The following is a 16,573-nucleotide window of genomic DNA, read 5'->3' as shown; positions in this document are numbered from 1 at the left end:
GACGCTGTCGCAGAAGGTGCCGGTCACCGGCGCGGTGATCGTCACCACGCCTCAGGATATCGCGCTGCTGGATGCCAGGAAGGGCCTGAAAATGTTCGAGAAGGTGGGCATTCCCATCCTGGGCATCGTCGAGAACATGGCGGTCTACTGCTGCCCGAACTGCGGCCATGTCGAGCATATCTTCGGCCACGGCGGCGGCGAGAAGATGTGCGCCGACTACGGCGTTGACCTGCTCGGCAGCCTGCCGCTGAACCTGCAGATCCGCGAGCAGGCCGACTCCGGCCGTCCGACCGTGGTGGCCGAGCCCGACAGCCCGGTGGCCGGGATGTACCGCGCCATGGCGCGCAAGGTGGCGATCAAGATCGCCGACAAGGCGCGCGACATGACCAGCAAGTTCCCGAGCATCGTCGTGCAGAACACCTGACCGGGGGTGAACGATTTACGCGCGGCTCCTGTCGCGCGCTGACATGGAGCAATGGCATGAGACGCCTTCGCAACGCCAAGATCGTGGCCACGCTCGGCCCCGCGAGTAGCACCCTGGAGCTCATCGACGCGCTGTTCGAGGCCGGCGCCGATGTCTTCCGGCTCAACTTCAGCCACGGCACCCACGACGACCACCGGCAACGGTTCGAGGCGATCCGCGCCGTGGAGCGCGAACGGGGCCGTCCCATCGGTGTGTTGCTCGACCTGCAGGGTCCGAAGCTGCGCATCGGCACCTTCGCCGGCGGGCCGGTGCAACTGGCCGCGGGAGCCGGCTTCCGGCTGGACCTGGACAGCGCGGCGCCTGGCTCGGCCAGCCGGGTCTGCCTGCCGCACCCGGAGATCTTCGCCGCGCTGAGCGAAGGCGTGGAGCTGCTGCTGGACGACGGCAAGATCCGGCTGCGCGTCGAGCAGTGCGGCGCCGGCTTCGCCGAGACCACGGTCGTCAACGGCGGCACGCTTTCGGACCGGAAAGGGGTGAACGTGCCGGATGCGGTGCTGCCGCTGTCTGCCATGACCGAAAAGGACCGGCGCGACCTCGACTTCGGTCTGGCCCTGGGTGCGGACTGGATCGCGCTGTCCTTCGTGCAGCGGCCTGAGGACATCCGGGAGATCAAGGCAATCGTCAACGGCCGCGCCGGTATCGTGGCCAAGCTGGAGAAGCCCGCCGCCATCCAGAGCCTGGACCTGATCGTCGCCGAGGCCGATGCCATCATGGTGGCGCGCGGCGACCTGGGCGTGGAGATGCCGGCCGAGCAGGTGCCGTCGCTGCAGAAGCAGATCGTCCGCGCGTGCCGCAAGGCCGGCAAGCCGGTCATCGTTGCCACGCAAATGCTCGAATCGATGATTGCCGCCCCCGTGCCCACCCGCGCGGAAGCGTCAGACGTGGCGACGGCGATCTACGACGGTGCCGACGCGGTCATGCTGTCGGCCGAGTCGGCATCCGGCCGGTATCCGGTGGAGGCGGTGCGAATGATGAACAGCATCATCTCCCGCACGGAATCCGACCCGCTGTACCGCGACGCCATCGAGGCATCCCACACCCCGCCGCGCGCGGAAGCGGCCGATGCCATCGGCTACGCCGTGCGCCACATCGCGCGCTTGCTCAAGGTGCCGGCGACGGTGGCCTATACCAGCTCGGGCTACTCGGCGCTGCGCATGGCGCGCGAGCGGCCGCAGGTGCCCATTCTCGGCATGACACCCCGCATGGCAACGGCCAGGCGGCTGACGCTCACCTGGGGTGTGCACGCCGTGCTCTGCCGCGAGGTGGTGGACGTGCTGGAAATGACCGATCTGGCCAGCAGCACCGTGCTGGCCGAGGGGTTCGGCGAATCCGGACAGTCCATCGTCATCTCCGCCGGGCTGCCGTTCCTGGTGGCGGGAACCACCAACCTGCTGCGCATCGCGCAGATTCAATGAGGCGATGGCCACCACGTATTGCGGCGGCGTTGCACGGTCCCCGCTGACAGAGGCCACTGCCACCTCTGTCAGCGGGCCGGGCCGCTCCCCTCCTGACCTCCATCCCCCCTCGAAAGAGGCAGGCAATGCCGAGGCCTGGCTCATTTGCCCCGACTCTCGTTGACTACGGCTTTGGCGGCGCCCCGGCGGGGCCATTGTTATCTGGCCGAAGACCAGGGCAAATGATGGCCATGATGGTATCGAAACGGTGCAAAAGTCATACCCTGCTAATCAGCAGGGTGCCTTTGACGGCGCGCAGGCATCAGTGGCGCCGTTAAAGGCCTTCCGGCTGGCGATCCTTGCACGGTTTTTATCGATGCCAACACTGTACATGCGCTGGCGCGTGGTCTAGTCTTCACGTTGACTCGCGTTCGGGTGAAATCCGGGCGAAGGGGCCAATCAAGGCGCCAGTAAAAGCGCCAGTATCGGGGGTCTGGACTGCCATGAGTATCGAGATCGGAAAAGACATCACTGCGTTTGCCGACCAATTGCTGGACGCCGTATTCCTGGTCGACACAGGCGGCCGCATCCAGTATGTCAGCGCAGCGTGCGAGGGCATTTTTGGCTATACGCCGAAGGATATGGCGGGTGAGTTCATCATCGATCTGGTCATGCCTGGCGACCGGGACCGGACCATTGTCGAGGCCAAGCAGGTGATGTCGGGAAAGAAGCGGATCGGTTTTGAAAACCGCTATCGCCACAAGGACGGCAGCGCCGTCCATATCATGTGGTCCGCCGGATGGCTCCAGTCGGAACGGTTGCGCGTCGGGGTTGCCCGCGATGTCACTGCGCTGAAGAAGGAGAGCATTCTTGACCTTGGGCTGGCGCTTTCCTCCGTTCCGTTGGCGCCCCACGAGCAGAAGGTCTTGCGGCTGCTGTTGACCGACGCATCGGAAAAGCAGATTGCCCAGCGCCTCGGCCTGGCCGTTTCAACGACCCATTCCTATGTGACCGGCATTTTCCGGAAATTCGGCGTCAGGGGCCGGGCGGGGTTGATGAGCCTGTGGCTGGAAAACCTGACCAGGGACTAAAATGCGCAATATGGATTGTATTTCTCGAATACAAACCATGATCTGTATTGGTCAGGAACCTCGGCCCCGCGCCTCTACGCCGCTTATCTCTACCGGCGCCGCCATCAGCGCCTGACCAGCGAGCACTGCGATTTCGACACCGGCATGAACGCCTGCTCGCCCGGCACCGTGGCCAGCACCTTGTAGTAGTCCCATGGGTACTTGGACTCGGCCGGCGTCTTGACCTCGAACAGATACATGTCGTGGACCATGCGTCCGTCTTCGCGGATGCGGCCGTTCTTGGCGAAGAAGTCGTTGATCGGCATCGACTTCATCTTCTTCATCACCGCCGCGGTCTCGTCTGTGCCGGCTGCCTGCACGGCCTTCAGGTAGTGCGTCACCGATGAATACGCACCCGCCTGGCTCATGTTGGGCATTTTCCTGAGCTTGTCGAAATAGCGGCGCGACCAGGCTCGCGTGGCATCGTTCATATCCCAGTAGAAAGCTTCGGTCAGCACCAGCCCGGAGGCGGTCTTCAGGCCGATGGCGTGGATGTCGTTGATATAGAGCAGCAGGCCCGCCATGCGCTGCGTGTTGTTGCGGGTCAGGCCGAATTCAGAGGCGGCCTTGATCGCGTTGACGGTATCGCCGCCGGCATTGGCCAGGCCCACCACCTGTGCCTTGCTGGCCTGCGCCTGCAGCAGGTAAGAGGCAAAGTCGCTGGTGGCCAGCGGGTGGCGCGCGGCGCCCAGCACCTTGCCGCCGGTCTCGTTGACGACCGCGGTGGCCGAGTCCTGCAGCGTGTGGCCGAAGGCGTAGTCCGCCGTCAGGAAGAACCAGGACTTGCCGCCGCGCTGCACCATCGCGCGCGCGGTGGTGTTGGCCAGCGCGTAGGTGTCGTAGGCGTAGTGCACTGACACCGGCGTGCACAGGTCGTTGGTGATGCGCTCGGTGCCCGGGCCGGAGAACACCACGATGCGGTTCTTCTGTCTTGCAACCTCAAGCACCGCCAGCGCCGGCGCAGACGCGGCCACGTCGAGGATGGCGTCGACATTGGCAGTGTCGAACCATTCGCGCGCCTTGTTGGCGGCGATGTCGGCCTTGTTCTGGTGATCGACCACCACCAGCTCGATCTTCTTGCCCAGCACCTTGCCGCCGAAATCGTCGATGGCCATCTGCGCGGCGGTGGCGCTGCCGCGGCCGGTGACGTCGGCATACAGGCCGCTCATGTCGAGCAGCATGCCGAGCTTGACGACATCGTCAGAGACGGCGGCCCTGGGCTGGGCCTGGGCGGTGCCGCAGGCAAGCGCCGCGGCGAAGGCGAGGGCGCTGGCGGCAATGCGGCGGAGCGCGTGGCGATGGTTCATGGTGTCTCCCTGGTTTATTGTTGTTGGCTTATACCGTGGCGATCGGCGTCACCGGCGACCCCACCGCGCCGGGCAGGCGCAACGGCGGGGCGGTGAGCTGGAAGCGGGTGCGGCCGCTGGCGCGCAACCAGTCCGCCAGTTCGCGCAGGTACCACAGCTCGCCCAGCGGCAGGCCCAGCTTGAACAGGCAATGGTGGTGCAGCGGCAGCAGCGGGTGGCTCTTGTCGCCGTCGGGCGCGGGGCGGGCGGGGTAGCGTTCCACCGCGTAGTTGTCGGCGATCAGCGCGGCGATGCCGGCATCGGTGATCCAGTTCAGCAGGCGCTCGTCGCGGCCGTCCAGCGCGCAGCAGCTGTGGTGCAGCACGGCTTCATCGGGGTTGCGCTGCATCGACAGCACCACCTCGGCAAAGCCGGTGCGCAGCAGCAGCATGTCGCCGCGTTCGACCTCCACTTTGCCGGCGTCCAGCGCGTGCATCAGGTCGTCGTAGCCGACATTGCGGAAGTCCATGCCGAAGGCATGCGCCAGGTCCACCAGCACGCCGCGGCCCTGCATGCCCTTGACCGCGAAGTTCTCGATGCCCAGCGCCTGCGCGGCACTGTGGTCGTGGCCGCAAGGGTGCGCGGCGAAGTTGTCGTCCTCGGCATAGTCGACCGGGCCGACGATATGCTCGTTGGCGCGGTAGCCGTTGTAATACACGCGCTCCGGGCGGCCGTCGCCGTCGGCATCGAACAGCGCCCCCACGTGCGCCAGCGCATCCCATTGCGTGCTGTATTGCAGGCACAGCAGCACCTGGTCGTCGCTGATGACGTCGGTGGCGGTGGGATCGACCTTGGCCAGCGGGAAGTTCAAATAGGGGATGTCGTCGCGCAGGGTAGGCCGCAGCACCGGCGGATGCCGGCGCGGGTTGAGCTTGTTGCCGCCGGGGTAGTCCAGCGGCAGCGACAGGCAGAAGCTGATGCCGGCCTGCACCTCGCGCGCGCCTTTGACGACTTGTTCCGGGCCGATCAGGTTGACGCGGCCAAGCTGGTCGTCGGGGCCGAAATCACCCCAGTTGGAACCTTGCGGACGTTGCTTCCAGCGCATGAGTCATGCCTCCTGTCGTGGGCGTGGCCGAGGGAGCGGCCGGTGTATGGGGTATCAGTGCGGCGTGGCTGCGCGATGTGCGTCGCCGCGCGGAAGGTCTCCTGTCCGGTTCTCGTGGCATGAAACCGGTTGCATCCTTATAGGCCATATTGCGGGGAATGGTCATTTTGCGGTGCAACAGGATTTCGGCGGGTTGGCCTCGTTCCTGGGGCGGACAATCCTGGTTCATGATGTGTTGTCGTACAACAAACCTAGGAAAGTGGCTTATGTTTGCCCTGAGATGGCAAGAGATAGGGAATTCCCGAGGCCATAGACAAGCATAAGTAGATAGAATGTTGTCAGACAACGTAACACTAAAGGTGCGCGACAGCGCCAGGCTGGAGATGACATGGCAGTGACCCCGACGGCAGGTGGGAAGGCGGCCCGCCCCCTGTACATCACGATGCACGCGAACGACAACGTCGCGATCGTGGCCAACGACGGCGGCCTGCCGGCGGGAACGGAATTCCCCTGCGGCCTGGTGCTGGCAGAGGGCGTGCCGCAGGGCCACAAGGTGGCGCTGACTGAGCTGCGCGAGGGCGACGCGGTGATCCGCTACAACGTGGTGATCGGCTACGCGCTGAAAGGCCTGCCGCGCGGCAGCTGGGTCAATGAGCGGGTGACCCGCATGCCGGCCGCGCCTGAACTGCACGACCTGCCGGTCGGCACGCGCGTGGCGCCGCTGCCGCCGCTGGATGGCTATACCTTCGAGGGCTACCGCAATGCGGACGGCTCGGTCGGCACGCGCAATATCCTGGGCATTACCACCACGGTGCAGTGCGTGGAGGGCGTGGTGGAGTTTGCCGTGCGGCGCATCAAGGAAGAACTACTGCCCAAGTATCCCCATGTCGACGACGTAGTGGGCCTTGAGCACACCTACGGCTGCGGCGTGGCGATCGACGCGCCCGACGCCGGCATCCCGATCCGCACCATCCGCAATATCGCGCTGAACCCCAATTTCGGCGGCGAGGTGATGATCGTCAGCCTGGGTTGCGAGAAGCTGCAGCCGGCGCGCCTGATCGGCGCCGGCACCATCCCGATCCAGAAGGAGGGCGAGCCCGATGTGGTCTGCCTGCAGGACGAGCAGCATGTGGGCTTTGCCTCGATGATCGATTCGATCATGGCCACGGCGGAGAAGCACCTGGCGCGCCTGGACGCACGCCGGCGCGAGACCTGTCCGGCGTCGGACCTGGTGGTCGGCGTGCAGTGCGGCGGCAGCGATGCCTTCTCCGGCGTCACCGCCAACCCCGCGGTGGGCTTTGCCACCGACCTGCTGGTGCGCGCCGGGGCCACGGTGATGTTCTCCGAAGTGACCGAGGTGCGCGACGGCATCGACCAACTGACCGCGCGCGCGGCCACCCCCGAGGTGGCCGAGGCGCTGGTGCGGCAGATGGCCTGGTACGACCGCTATCTGGAGCAGGGCAAGGTCGACCGCAGCGCCAACACCACGCCGGGCAACAAGAAGGGCGGCCTGTCGAATATCGTGGAAAAGGCGATGGGCTCGATCGTCAAGTCCGGCACCGGCCCGATCCACGGCGTCACTGGCCCCGGCGAGAAGGTCACGCAGAAGGGGCTGATCTACGCCGCCACGCCCGCGGGCGATTTTGTCTGCGGCACGCTGCAGCTGGCTGCCGGCATGAACCTACACGTATTCACCACCGGGCGCGGCACGCCGTACGGGCTGGCCGAGGTGCCGGTGATCAAGGTGTCCACCCGCAACGACCTGGCACGGCGCTGGCACGACCTGATGGATGTCAACGCCGGCCGCATCGCGACCGGCGAGGCCACCATCGAGCAAGTGGGCTGGGAGCTGTTCCACACGCTCCTGGCCGTGGCCAGTGGCAAGAAGTCATGGGCCGAGCACTGGAAGATCCGCAATGCGCTGGTGCTGTTCAATCCGGCACCGGTGACCTGAGCCTCAGGCCCGAGGGCGCTACGTGCGCCCGCGCAACGGCTTGAGCAGATGCGACAGGCCGTTGTGGTCCAGCTCATGCATCAGCGCCAGCAGCGCGCCGATCTGCCCCGGCGGGAAGCCCTCGCGCGCGAACCAGTTCAGGTAGTTGCCTGGCAGGTCGGCGATCACCGTGCCTTTGTGCTTGCCAAAGGGCATGGTGACTGTGACCAGCCGCTTGAGGGCGTCGGCGTCGAAATCGGTCATGGGTGGGCGGAAAGTCGGAAGGCTCCACGCTATCACAGTCAGAATGCGCTCGTGATGCCCGGGCCTGCTGGCCGAAGGCGCCGGTGTTCGACGGCTCGTGGACACCGCCTGCGGTCAGGCGCGTTTGATCATCGCTTCCTGCACGGCCGCGCGCACGCATTCAGCCAGCAACTCTGACGCCCGCGTGCGCGTCGCGCGGGCCGTGCGCGCGATCACCAGCGGCTGGCGCACGCTATCTTCCCGTATCGGCTTTTCCACGACGGCGGTAATCTGGGACGACGCCGGCGCCTGCGTGATCAGCAGCGCCGCGCCCAGTCCGTTCGCCACCATGCCGCGCGCCAGTTCCAGCGAAGTCGCGCGGTAGCGCACCTCGGGCTGCAGCCCGAATTGCCAGAACGGCGCCATCAGGAATTCACGGCTGTGCGGCAGGTCGATCAGGATCAGCGGTTCCTGCGCCAATTCGTGCAGCGACAGGCTGCCTTTGCGCCTGGCCAGCCGCGAGCCCGCAGGCAGCAGGCCGTAGGGCCGCAGCTCTGCCAGCAGTTCGCGCTCGATGTCATCGGGCATGCCGACGTCGTAGGTCAGCGCCAGCTCGATCTGCCCACCGTGCAGCCAGTCTTCCAGCTGGGCGAGATCTCCTTCGACAAAGCGGACCGACAGTTTGGGATAGCGCTCGCGTGCCAGGCGCAGCACCACCGGCAGGTAGACCGGCGCCAGCGTGCGGAACACGCCGATCTGCACCTCGCCCGCGGCGGCATCGCCGCTCTTGTCCACTTCAAATGCCGTTGCTGCCCCAAGGATGTGGCGCGCTTCCGCCAGCTTGCGCACGCCGAAGCGGGTCAGGGTCATCCTTGCGCCGACATCGCGGGCGAACAGGGCTTCCTCGAACAGCGTCTCCAGTTCGCGGATGGCAACGGAGATCGAGGGCTGCGAGACGTTCAGCAGCCGCGCCGCCGCCGTGGTGCTGCCGGTTTCCGCCGCCGCGGCGAAGTAGCGCAACAGCCGCAAGGAGACGCGCATCAGGAAATCCTATAGGTGCTAGTCGAATTCAATATTTTACTTGATAGCCTGCGCTGCGCAGAATCGGTGTCACTGAAACGCAAGCCCGCGGGTTTGCAAGCCTGGAGGCCAAGACGTGACCCATTCCGACCTGCCGCTTGCCGGCATCCGCGTGATCGATTTCTCGCGCGTGCTGGCGGGCCCTTACTGCACGGCGCTGCTCGGCGACCTTGGCGCAGAGGTGATCAAGATCGAACCGCCTGGCGGCGACGACTACCGCGCGGTCGGTCCCTTTGTCGATGGCAAGAGCGGCCTGTTCTCTGCCATGAACCGCAACAAGCAGAGCATCGTGATCGACCTGAAGACGGCAGCGGGCCTGGAGCTGGCGCGCTCGCTCTGCGTCCGGGCCGACGTGGTGGTCGAGAACTTCCGCCCGGGTGTCGCGGACAAGCTGGGCATCGGCTATGAGGCGCTGCGTGCGCTGAATCCGCCGGTGGTCTACGCCAGCGTGTCGGGCTTCGGCCAGACCGGGCCGGAATCGCACCGCCCGGCCTACGACATCATCCTGCAGGCAATGTGCGGGCTGATGGATGCCACCGGCGCCCCGGACGGCACCCCGACCATGCTGGGCGAGGCCATCTCCGATGCGGTCAGCGGCCTGTTCGCCTCATGGGGCGTGCTGGCCGCGCTGCTGGCGCGCGAGAAGACCGGGCGGGGCACGCATGTCGATGTCTCGATGTTCGACGCCACCCTGAGCCTGAGCGCCACCCTGGTCGCGCGCTATGCCGCGACCGGCCTGGCCCCGCGGCGCGTCGGCAACCGCCATCCCTCGTCCGCGCCGTTCGGCGTGTACCGCGCCGCAGACGGCTTCTATGTGGTGGCGGTGCTGAACAACAAGCTGTTCCAGGCGCTGGCCAATGCCATCGGCCGGCCGGAGATGGCGCAGGACCCGCGCTTTGCCTACGACGAGACGCGCTGCCGCTTCGAGGGCGATCTGCGCGCCGGTCTCGAAGGCTGGTCGGCCGGCCTTTCCGTGGCCGAGGTGAACCGCCTGCTGAGCGAGGCGGGCATTCCCGTCGCGCCCATCCGCAACGTCAAGGACGCCCTGGAGAGCGACCATGCCGCCCACCGCGGCCTGCTTGCCGAAGTGCCCGGGCCGGAGGGCGGCACCGTGCGGCTGCCCTCGCAGCCGGTGAAGTTTTCCGGTTACGGCGCCAATCGCGTGACGCCCGCGCCTGCGCTGGGGCAGCATACCGAAGCCATTCTGGCCGAGCTGGCCAACGCTGCCACGGCGCATCCGCAAGTGTTCAGCAAGGAGAAACAACATGCATAAACGACTGGGCGTCGAGCCGGGCGATCTCGAGATTGCCGACGCCATCGGCCGCTTCGCGCAAAGCGAACTGGCCCCGAAGGCGGCCGAGGTGGACCGGGCCGAAGCCTCCACCACGTGTTATGTGCCGCAACTTGCCGAGCTCGGCCTGATGGGGATGAACCTGCCGGAGCGCTGGGGCGGGACCGAGACCTCGCCGGTGGCACTGATCCTGTCGTTGGCGGAGGTTGCCAAGGCCTGCGCCTCGACCTCGTCGATGATCGGCGCGCACTACCTGGCGACCGATTCCATCCTGATCGGCGGCGACCACAGCCTGCGCGAGCGCTACCTGCCGGATGCGGCCGCCGGCGGCAAGCTGGGCGCCTTTGCGCTGACCGAGCCGCGCGCCGGCTCCAACCCGGCCGACATGGCCACGCGCGCCACCCCGGAGGGCGACGGCTACCGCCTGCGCGGGGTCAAGCACTTCATCTCCAATGCGGACGCTGCGGACTTTATCGTCGTCTACGCCAAGACCGATCCGGCCGCCGGCACGCGCGGCATCAGCGCCTTCGTGGTGGACCGGCACAGCGAGGGCGTGCAGATCGCACCCGCCGAGAAACTGATGGGGATTCGCGGGGCGCCGGCCCATGAGGTGGCGCTGGACTGCTTCGTCCCCGCCGCCAACCGGCTGGGGCCGGAAGGCACGGGCTTCCGTACCGCGATGAAGGTGCTGGACAACAGCCGCCTGGACGTGGCCGCCACCAGCCTGGGCATTGCCGAGGCAGCGCTGGCCTGCGCGGCGGACTGGGCCAGGCAGCGCCAGGTCGGCGGCGAGCCGCTGGCGCGCAAGCAAGGCCTGCAATGGATGTTCGCCGACATGCGCACGCGGCTGGAGGCGGCCTGGCTGCTGACCCTGCAGGCAGCGGTGCGGCGCCGGGACGGCGAGCCCTTCACCGAGCAGGCATCGATGGCCAAGCTCTATGCCTCGGAGATGGTCGGTTTTGTCACCGACGCCGCGCTGCAGATCCACGGCGGCTACGGCTTCACGCGCGAAATGCCGCTGGAGCGGCTGGTGCGCGATGCGCGGATCCTGCGCATCTATGAAGGCTCGTCGGAAATCCAGCGGACGGTGATCGCGCGCGCGGTGCTGGCGTAAGCGCCGCTGCAGATCCGACGGTGGGGATCAGGGCGCGGCAGGCGTGTCGGGGCTGTCAGGCGTGGCGGCGGGCGCGGCAGGGGTGTCAGGCGTGGCAGCGGGCGTGGCGGGCTTGGCTTTCCGCGGCCGGGTGCCCGCACCGCGGCGGGCCTTCAACTGCTGGGCCCGCTTGGCATCCGCCAGGCTGACGACACCGGCCTCATTGCCTTCCAGGTCCAGCCGCTTGGCGCCTTCCACCATGCACGACCAATAGCGTGCGCCGCTGCACCAGGTGCGGATCGCTTCACGCAGCTCCGCCTCGGTCAGGGCTAGCTTGCCCGCATGCTGGGCCAGATCCTCGAACGTGCCGACCTTCAGCGGCACCTTGGGCGCCGGGTTCTTCGGAAACGCCTTGGGGAAGTGCTTCTGCAGCCGGGCAATGGAATGCACCACCGGATCGACGGGCGGCTTCGCGGGCGCCGCAGCCTGCGCGGCAGCCGGCGCAGGGCGCCGGCGCTTGCCTTCCGTACGAGATTCGGCCTTCGCCTTGCTTGCCAGTTGATCCCTTAGTGCTGCGAGTTGTTCAAAGCCCATGATATTTGCCGTTCTGTGAACCAGAATTGTAGCAAGGCTGGGCCAACGACAGGTTTGGCGGCAATTTGCATGCGGCGGGCATGGGTCGAATACGTCTCTCGCTCCCGAAAGGCGGGGCCCGGACAGAAGGGCTCGCGGCGGGGGCGCCCTCACGTGATTGCCCTGAGCAGGCGGACCATCCGTTCGAAAATCGAGGAGCAGCGGTGGATTCCCATGCCATGAACGGTGAAACGCCAGCCGCGTCGCACCCGCAGCAATCCCGCGCAGCGCTCACGCTTGCTGCGTTGGGCGTGGTCTACGGCGATATCGGCACGAGCCCCCTTTATGCGGTCAAGGAAACCTTCAATCCAGCCCACGGGATTCCGCTCGTAACCGAGAACATACTTGGCGGCATCTCCGCGATCCTCTGGGCGCTGATGGTGGTGGTTTCGCTCAAGTACGTGATCCTCATCATGCGGGCAAACAACAGGGGCGAAGGCGGCATCATGGCACTGCTCGCGCTCGCCCTGTCGTCAGTGAAAAAGGTCGGCCGCTCGCCGACGCCGATCCTGCTGGTGGGCCTGTTCGGCGCGGCGCTCTTCTATGGCGATGCGGTGCTGACACCTGCCATGTCGGTGCTCTCGGCGCTCGAAGGCATCGAGGTGGGCACTACCGCGCTGCAGCCTTATGTCTTGCCGGCATCGGTGGGTGTGTTGATCGCGCTGTTCCTGTTCCAGCGGCATGGCACCGCCGCCATCGGCGCGCTGTTCGGGCCTGTCACGATCGTGTGGTTTCTCGCCCTGGCCGCCGCGGGCATCCACGGCATCGCCCGGTATCCCGCAATCCTGGGCGCGCTCAGCCCGCTGCACGCGCTCGGTTTCGTGACGCAGCACGGGTTCGCCTCGTTCGCGGTGCTTGGGGCGGTGCTGCTCGCATTCACCGGTGCCGAAGCGCTCTACGCCGATATGGGGCACTTCGGCAGTGCCCCGATTCGCCTGGCCTGGTTCGGGCTGGTATTCCCGGCGCTTGCGCTCAATTACCTGGGGCAGGGCGCGCTGATCATTGTGAATGCAAAAGCAATCGAGAACCCCTTCTACCTGCTGTTTCCGTCGTGGGCCCTTTATCCGATGGTTGCACTCGCGACAGCGGCAACAGTGATCGCGTCGCAGGCGACGATTTCGGGTGCCTACTCGCTGACGAAACAGGGAATCCAGCTGGGCTATCTGCCACGCATGAACGTGGTGCACACATCGGAGCGAGCGATCGGTCAGATCTACATACCGACTCTCAACGGGATGTTGCTTGTTGCGGTTCTGGTTGCCGTGCTCGGCTTCGGATCTTCGTCCAATCTCGCTTCGGCGTATGGGGTCGCGGTCACCGGCACGATGTTGGTGACGACGCTTCTCACCTTCTTTGTGATCCACTACGGTTGGCGCTACAACCTGCTGCTAAGCCTTGTCGCAACCGGCTTCTTTATTGCGGTGGATATGGCTTTCGTTTCCTCCAGCCTGTTGAAAGTTGCCGAAGGGGGCTGGTTCCCGCTCGTTGTCGGGGCCGGGATATTCGTCGTGATGCTGACATGGGTTCGCGGCCGGCAAGCCCTGTTGGAGCGGCTCCAAAGTACCGACGTGCCCCTCAAGTCGTTCCTGGATTCGCTGTTTCTCGCACCACCGCCGCGTGTGCCCGGCACGGCGGTGTTCCTCACCCCGACACCGGATGTGGTGCCACACGCGTTGATGCATAACCTCAACCATAACAGGGTGCTACACGAGCGCGTTGTGTTCCTTACCGTGAAGATGAAGGATGTACCATCGGTGCCGGCGACCGAGTGCGCAGCCGTTGAAGCGCTCGGACACGCCTGCTACCGGATAACGCTGCGCTTCGGCTTCATGAACCGGCCCGATGTCGCGCAGGCGCTCGGTGCGCTGCCTCCGGCGGCTGGCCTGGAGTTTGACATCATGGACACCTCGTTCTTCCTGAGTCGCGAGGCCATCGTCGCTGCAGCCGGCGGTCCCAGTGGCATGGCGTCATGGCGTGAACGTCTGTTTGCCACGATGAGCAGGAACGCCGGCAATGCTGCTGATTACTTCAACATACCGGCAAATCGCGTGATCGAGATTGGCACGCAGATCAAGATCTAGACCGCCGGCGGTACCTGTTCTGCAAAGGACTCCGTGGCCCAGGCGTCCCGTACCTCGGCGGCCAGTTCATCGGCGCGCCCTTGATAGCGTGGCGAAAAATGGAACGGCGCCACCGCGCGCGCACCTATGCTGCGCGCAATCCATCCGGCCTGGGCAGCGGTCAGGTGGTTCTTGCGCAGGCCGTGTGCCCGGTCGACATCCAGGAACACGCTCTCGATGAAGAGCTGGTCGACGCCTTGCATCAGTTGCGACAATGCTTGCACGTTCGCGCTCGTATAGCGCAGGTCGGTCACGTAGCCGATGCGCCGGCCGGGCTCGGTAGCCAGGATCAGCCGGCTCAGCTCGCCGACCGTTCGCGCCGACGCATGGTCGCCGCTCCTGTCCCGCCACTGCACAAGAATCGGGGTATCGCCGGCCGCGCCGGTCAGGACCGCATGCTTGAGTTCGCGCAGCCAGGCGCCGGTGGTCAGGCCCGATGCAGCCAGGCGTTCCTTGTTGACGCCGAGCCGGGCCTTTTCCTCCACCAGGTAGGCCAGGCATGGAATCCCGTGGTCGACAAAGCAGGCGCGCACCCGGAACGTCGCTTCGTCGTGGACGATATCGCCGGCCCTCTCGACACACGCCTCGGCCTCCCTGGCAAAGCCGTGCCGGCTGGAAAAGCAGGCGCGCCGCATCTGCCCGTCCAGTCCAAGTTCGGCCACTTCGATGACCAGTTCGATGGCGTAGCGATGCACCACGTTCCAGGTATAGGCGAGCAGCTTGTGCTCGACCTGTGCCAGGAACCCCGGCCCGCCGACCAGCACGATGCGCGGCTTGCGCCCGAGCAGCACCCGCAGCAGCTTGTCGAAGCCAGAGAAATGATCCATGTGCGCATGCGTGACAAACACATGCGACAGGCGCATCAGCTCGCGCGGCATCAGCCGGGCGACGTCGCCCAGGTCGAACAGCAGCGCGCGCCGTTCGTCCAGGAAGTCTACGAACAGCCCAGGATCGCCAAAGGCATCGTTGACGAGGCGGGCTTCCAGCAGGTGACGCATGTTCACTCGCGGTGCGACCGGCACCAGGGCCCAGGCAAAGGCGCATGCTGGTCCGGGCTGCCTGTCACCGCCCGGTCAGCTGGCGCAGCAGCTTCTGCACGATCCGCTCATGCTCTTCCAGCGCCGCGTCAAGCGTCTGCGCGCCATAGCTTTCATTGTCCTGCTCGGCCAGCCCGGTCACACGGGTGATGAACAAGGGGGTGTCCGTCGGTGCGGCCTCGGACACGCCCCGGAAGCGGGTCGTCACCATGCCGCCGGACTGCTCCAGCAGGGTGCGGCGGAATACCAGGTCGTTGTCCGCCATCCAGCGCGACCATTCGTCGTGGTCGGTTACCTGCACTGGCCGGTTCTTCTCATCCAGGATATAGAAGCGGCGCCATTGCTGTGGATCGTGACGAGGCTTCATTGAAGGCCACCTCCGTGCGGTTGCGGGCCGCTTGTCACCTGGCCCCGGCGCGCAATGTGCTTTGCAGGCGACTGCCGCGCGACGCAAGAGCACGATTTCAACGCCGCCCTGCAGCTAGTTTATTTGACGGATGCGTTCATGCCAGCGCGCCGTTGCGTGCCACGACCCGGCCGGCCGACACCACCAGTTGCCGCACCGGCCTTGCCACGACCGCCTCGGCCACCGTTTGCGCGGCGACCAGCACCAGGTCGGCCCGGTCGCCCGGCGCCAGGCCATAGCGCTGGAAGCCGCATGCGCCGGCGGCCGCGTGCGTCACGCAATCGAGCGCAAGCGCGAGTTCGTCGTCGCGGCGGAAGTTGTTGCGCAGGCCGATCAGCATGGCCCGCTCCAGCATGTCGGGCGAGCCGTATGGGGTCCAGGTATCGCGGATGCCGTCGTTGCCGCCGGCAATCCTGACACCGGCCGCGCGGCACGCGGCGACCGGCGGCACCGGGCGCGACGGCGGCGCGGTGGTGACGATGACAACCCCAAGGTCGGCGATGCGCCGCAGCAGCGCGTCGCGCTCGCGTTCGGCAATATCGCCCAGGCAGAAGGCGTGGCTGACCGTGACCATGCCGCGCATGCCCAGCGCGGCCGTTCGTTGCAGAATCAGGTCGAGGGAATAGGCGCCCATGGTGCCGGGCTCGTGCAGATGGATGTCGAGCGGGCGGCCATGGCGCTGCGCGAGGCCGAACAGGACATCCAGCGCGCGCACCGGGTCGCCTTCGATGGCGCACGGGTCCAGCCCGCCGAGGATGTCGGCGCCATCGCGCAGCGCCGCATCCAGCAGGGCTTCCGTGCCGGGGCGCCCCAGCACGCCCGACTGCGGGAACGCGACGATCTGCATGTCCATCTGCGCGGACAGCTGGTCGCGCGTGGCCAGTACGCCTTGCAGGTGGCGCAGCCCCGCGTCGGTGTCGATGTCGACGTGGGTGCGCAGCCGCGTGGTGCCCGCCGCGAGGAAGGCGCGCGCCAGCACCAGCGATTGCGCGCGGGCATCGTGGCCGGTGGCGGCGCGCCAGCGGCGCTCGTTGTCGATGCGGTCGGTCAGGTTGGGACCGACCTCATTGCGATACCAGGGCATGCCCCACAGGGTCTTGTCCAGGTGGGTGTGCGCCTCGACCAGGCCGGGAAGCGCCAGCGCGCCGGCGCCGTCCTCGACCTGGCATCCGGCCGGCGTGTCGAGCCCGGCGCCGATGCTCGCGAACTGGCCGTCTGCGATCAGGATATCGACCTGGTTCCCGGCTGCGAGCCGGACATTGCGGACCAACAGTTGATTCATTGCATCTTCCGTTATTTCAGGATGAAGTCGCCTTCAGGACGGCGGGGCTTGTCTCT

15 protein-coding genes are annotated in these 16,573 nt (G+C 66.5%); 7 read left to right on the top strand and 8 right to left on the bottom strand.

Annotated elements, in window-relative coordinates; translation table 11 throughout:
* From AC3WVS_RS11175 to AC3WVS_RS11165, 3 genes are all read left to right on the top strand, one after another.
* Nucleotides 1–424 (top strand): P-loop NTPase (locus AC3WVS_RS11175; RefSeq protein ID WP_492318686.1); only part of this gene is annotated, 424 nt, incomplete at its 5' end.
* Nucleotides 425–480: 56 nt separating this feature from the next.
* Nucleotides 481–1,899 carry a pyruvate kinase gene (gene pyk, locus AC3WVS_RS11170; RefSeq protein ID WP_492318685.1) on the top strand — a complete coding sequence of 473 codons (1,419 nt, stop codon included), beginning with the start codon at nt 481–483 and terminating at the stop codon, nt 1,897–1,899.
* Nucleotides 1,900–2,381: 482 nt separating this feature from the next.
* Nucleotides 2,382–2,969 (top strand): helix-turn-helix transcriptional regulator, encoded by a 588-nt coding sequence (locus AC3WVS_RS11165; RefSeq protein ID WP_492318684.1) that lies wholly within the window; start codon nt 2,382–2,384, stop codon nt 2,967–2,969.
* A 104-nt stretch (nt 2,970–3,073) separates the two neighbouring features.
* Here AC3WVS_RS11165 and AC3WVS_RS11160 read toward each other — a convergent pair whose 3' ends face one another.
* Both AC3WVS_RS11160 and AC3WVS_RS11155 read right to left on the bottom strand, forming a co-directional pair.
* Nucleotides 3,074–4,315, bottom strand: a complete 1,242-nt coding sequence (locus AC3WVS_RS11160) for an ABC transporter substrate-binding protein (protein WP_492318683.1) — start codon at nt 4,313–4,315, stop codon at nt 3,074–3,076.
* A 28-nt stretch (nt 4,316–4,343) separates the two neighbouring features.
* Entirely contained in the window at nt 4,344–5,399 is a 1,056-nt protein-coding gene (locus AC3WVS_RS11155) for a cyclase family protein (RefSeq protein ID WP_492318682.1), read from the bottom strand.
* 388 nt (nt 5,400–5,787) lie between these two features.
* Between AC3WVS_RS11155 and garD the strand changes: the two genes are divergently transcribed.
* Nucleotides 5,788–7,353: a galactarate dehydratase gene (gene garD, locus AC3WVS_RS11150; RefSeq protein ID WP_492318681.1), complete on the top strand. Its 1,566-nt coding sequence runs from the start codon at nt 5,788–5,790 to the stop codon at nt 7,351–7,353.
* A gap of 18 nt (nt 7,354–7,371) precedes the next feature.
* Here garD and AC3WVS_RS11145 read toward each other — a convergent pair whose 3' ends face one another.
* Nucleotides 7,372–7,596, bottom strand: coding sequence for a DUF3820 family protein (locus tag AC3WVS_RS11145; protein WP_013952607.1), 225 nt, complete (start codon nt 7,594–7,596; stop codon nt 7,372–7,374).
* 114 nt (nt 7,597–7,710) lie between these two features.
* Entirely contained in the window at nt 7,711–8,616 is a 906-nt protein-coding gene (locus AC3WVS_RS11140; RefSeq protein WP_492318680.1) for a LysR family transcriptional regulator, read from the bottom strand.
* A 115-nt stretch (nt 8,617–8,731) separates the two neighbouring features.
* On the opposite strand from AC3WVS_RS11140, the gene AC3WVS_RS11135 reads away from it, so the two are divergent.
* Complete coding sequence (locus AC3WVS_RS11135) at nt 8,732–9,928, top strand: CaiB/BaiF CoA transferase family protein (RefSeq protein ID WP_492318679.1); 1,197 nt, start codon at nt 8,732–8,734, stop codon at nt 9,926–9,928.
* Nucleotides 9,921–11,060 carry an acyl-CoA dehydrogenase family protein gene (locus AC3WVS_RS11130; RefSeq protein WP_492318678.1) on the top strand — a complete coding sequence of 380 codons (1,140 nt, stop codon included), beginning with the start codon at nt 9,921–9,923 and terminating at the stop codon, nt 11,058–11,060. Before AC3WVS_RS11135 ends, AC3WVS_RS11130 begins: the two co-directional genes overlap by 8 nt.
* 27 nt (nt 11,061–11,087) lie before the next feature.
* Here AC3WVS_RS11130 and AC3WVS_RS11125 read toward each other — a convergent pair whose 3' ends face one another.
* Nucleotides 11,088–11,633: a ProQ/FinO family protein gene (locus AC3WVS_RS11125; protein ID WP_492318677.1), complete on the bottom strand. Its 546-nt coding sequence runs from the start codon at nt 11,631–11,633 to the stop codon at nt 11,088–11,090.
* A 218-nt stretch (nt 11,634–11,851) separates the two neighbouring features.
* On the opposite strand from AC3WVS_RS11125, the gene AC3WVS_RS11120 reads away from it, so the two are divergent.
* The gene (locus tag AC3WVS_RS11120) at nt 11,852–13,753 is read left to right on the top strand and encodes a potassium transporter Kup (protein WP_492318676.1); all 1,902 of its coding nucleotides are present in this window, start codon (nt 11,852–11,854) and stop codon (nt 13,751–13,753) included.
* On the opposite strand, the gene AC3WVS_RS11115 is transcribed toward AC3WVS_RS11120, so the two are convergent.
* From AC3WVS_RS11115 to AC3WVS_RS11105, 3 genes are all read right to left on the bottom strand, one after another.
* A complete protein-coding gene (locus tag AC3WVS_RS11115; RefSeq protein WP_492318675.1) occupies nt 13,750–14,790 on the bottom strand; it encodes a ribonuclease Z in 1,041 nt (346 codons plus the stop codon). The two genes, AC3WVS_RS11120 and AC3WVS_RS11115, sit on opposite strands and share 4 nt — an antisense overlap.
* Nucleotides 14,791–14,854: 64 nt before the next feature.
* Nucleotides 14,855–15,196 carry a hypothetical protein gene (locus tag AC3WVS_RS11110; RefSeq protein ID WP_492318674.1) on the bottom strand — a complete coding sequence of 114 codons (342 nt, stop codon included), beginning with the start codon at nt 15,194–15,196 and terminating at the stop codon, nt 14,855–14,857.
* A 136-nt stretch (nt 15,197–15,332) separates the two neighbouring features.
* The gene (locus tag AC3WVS_RS11105; protein WP_492318673.1) at nt 15,333–16,517 is read right to left on the bottom strand and encodes an amidohydrolase family protein; all 1,185 of its coding nucleotides are present in this window, start codon (nt 16,515–16,517) and stop codon (nt 15,333–15,335) included.
* Nucleotides 16,518–16,573 lie beyond the last annotated feature (56 nt).

Source organism: Cupriavidus sp. CPT47-8839-RL05A (genome assembly GCF_058792255.1).
Note: the sequence above shows the minus strand (reverse complement) of the source record. Positions and strands in the feature narration are given on the sequence as shown.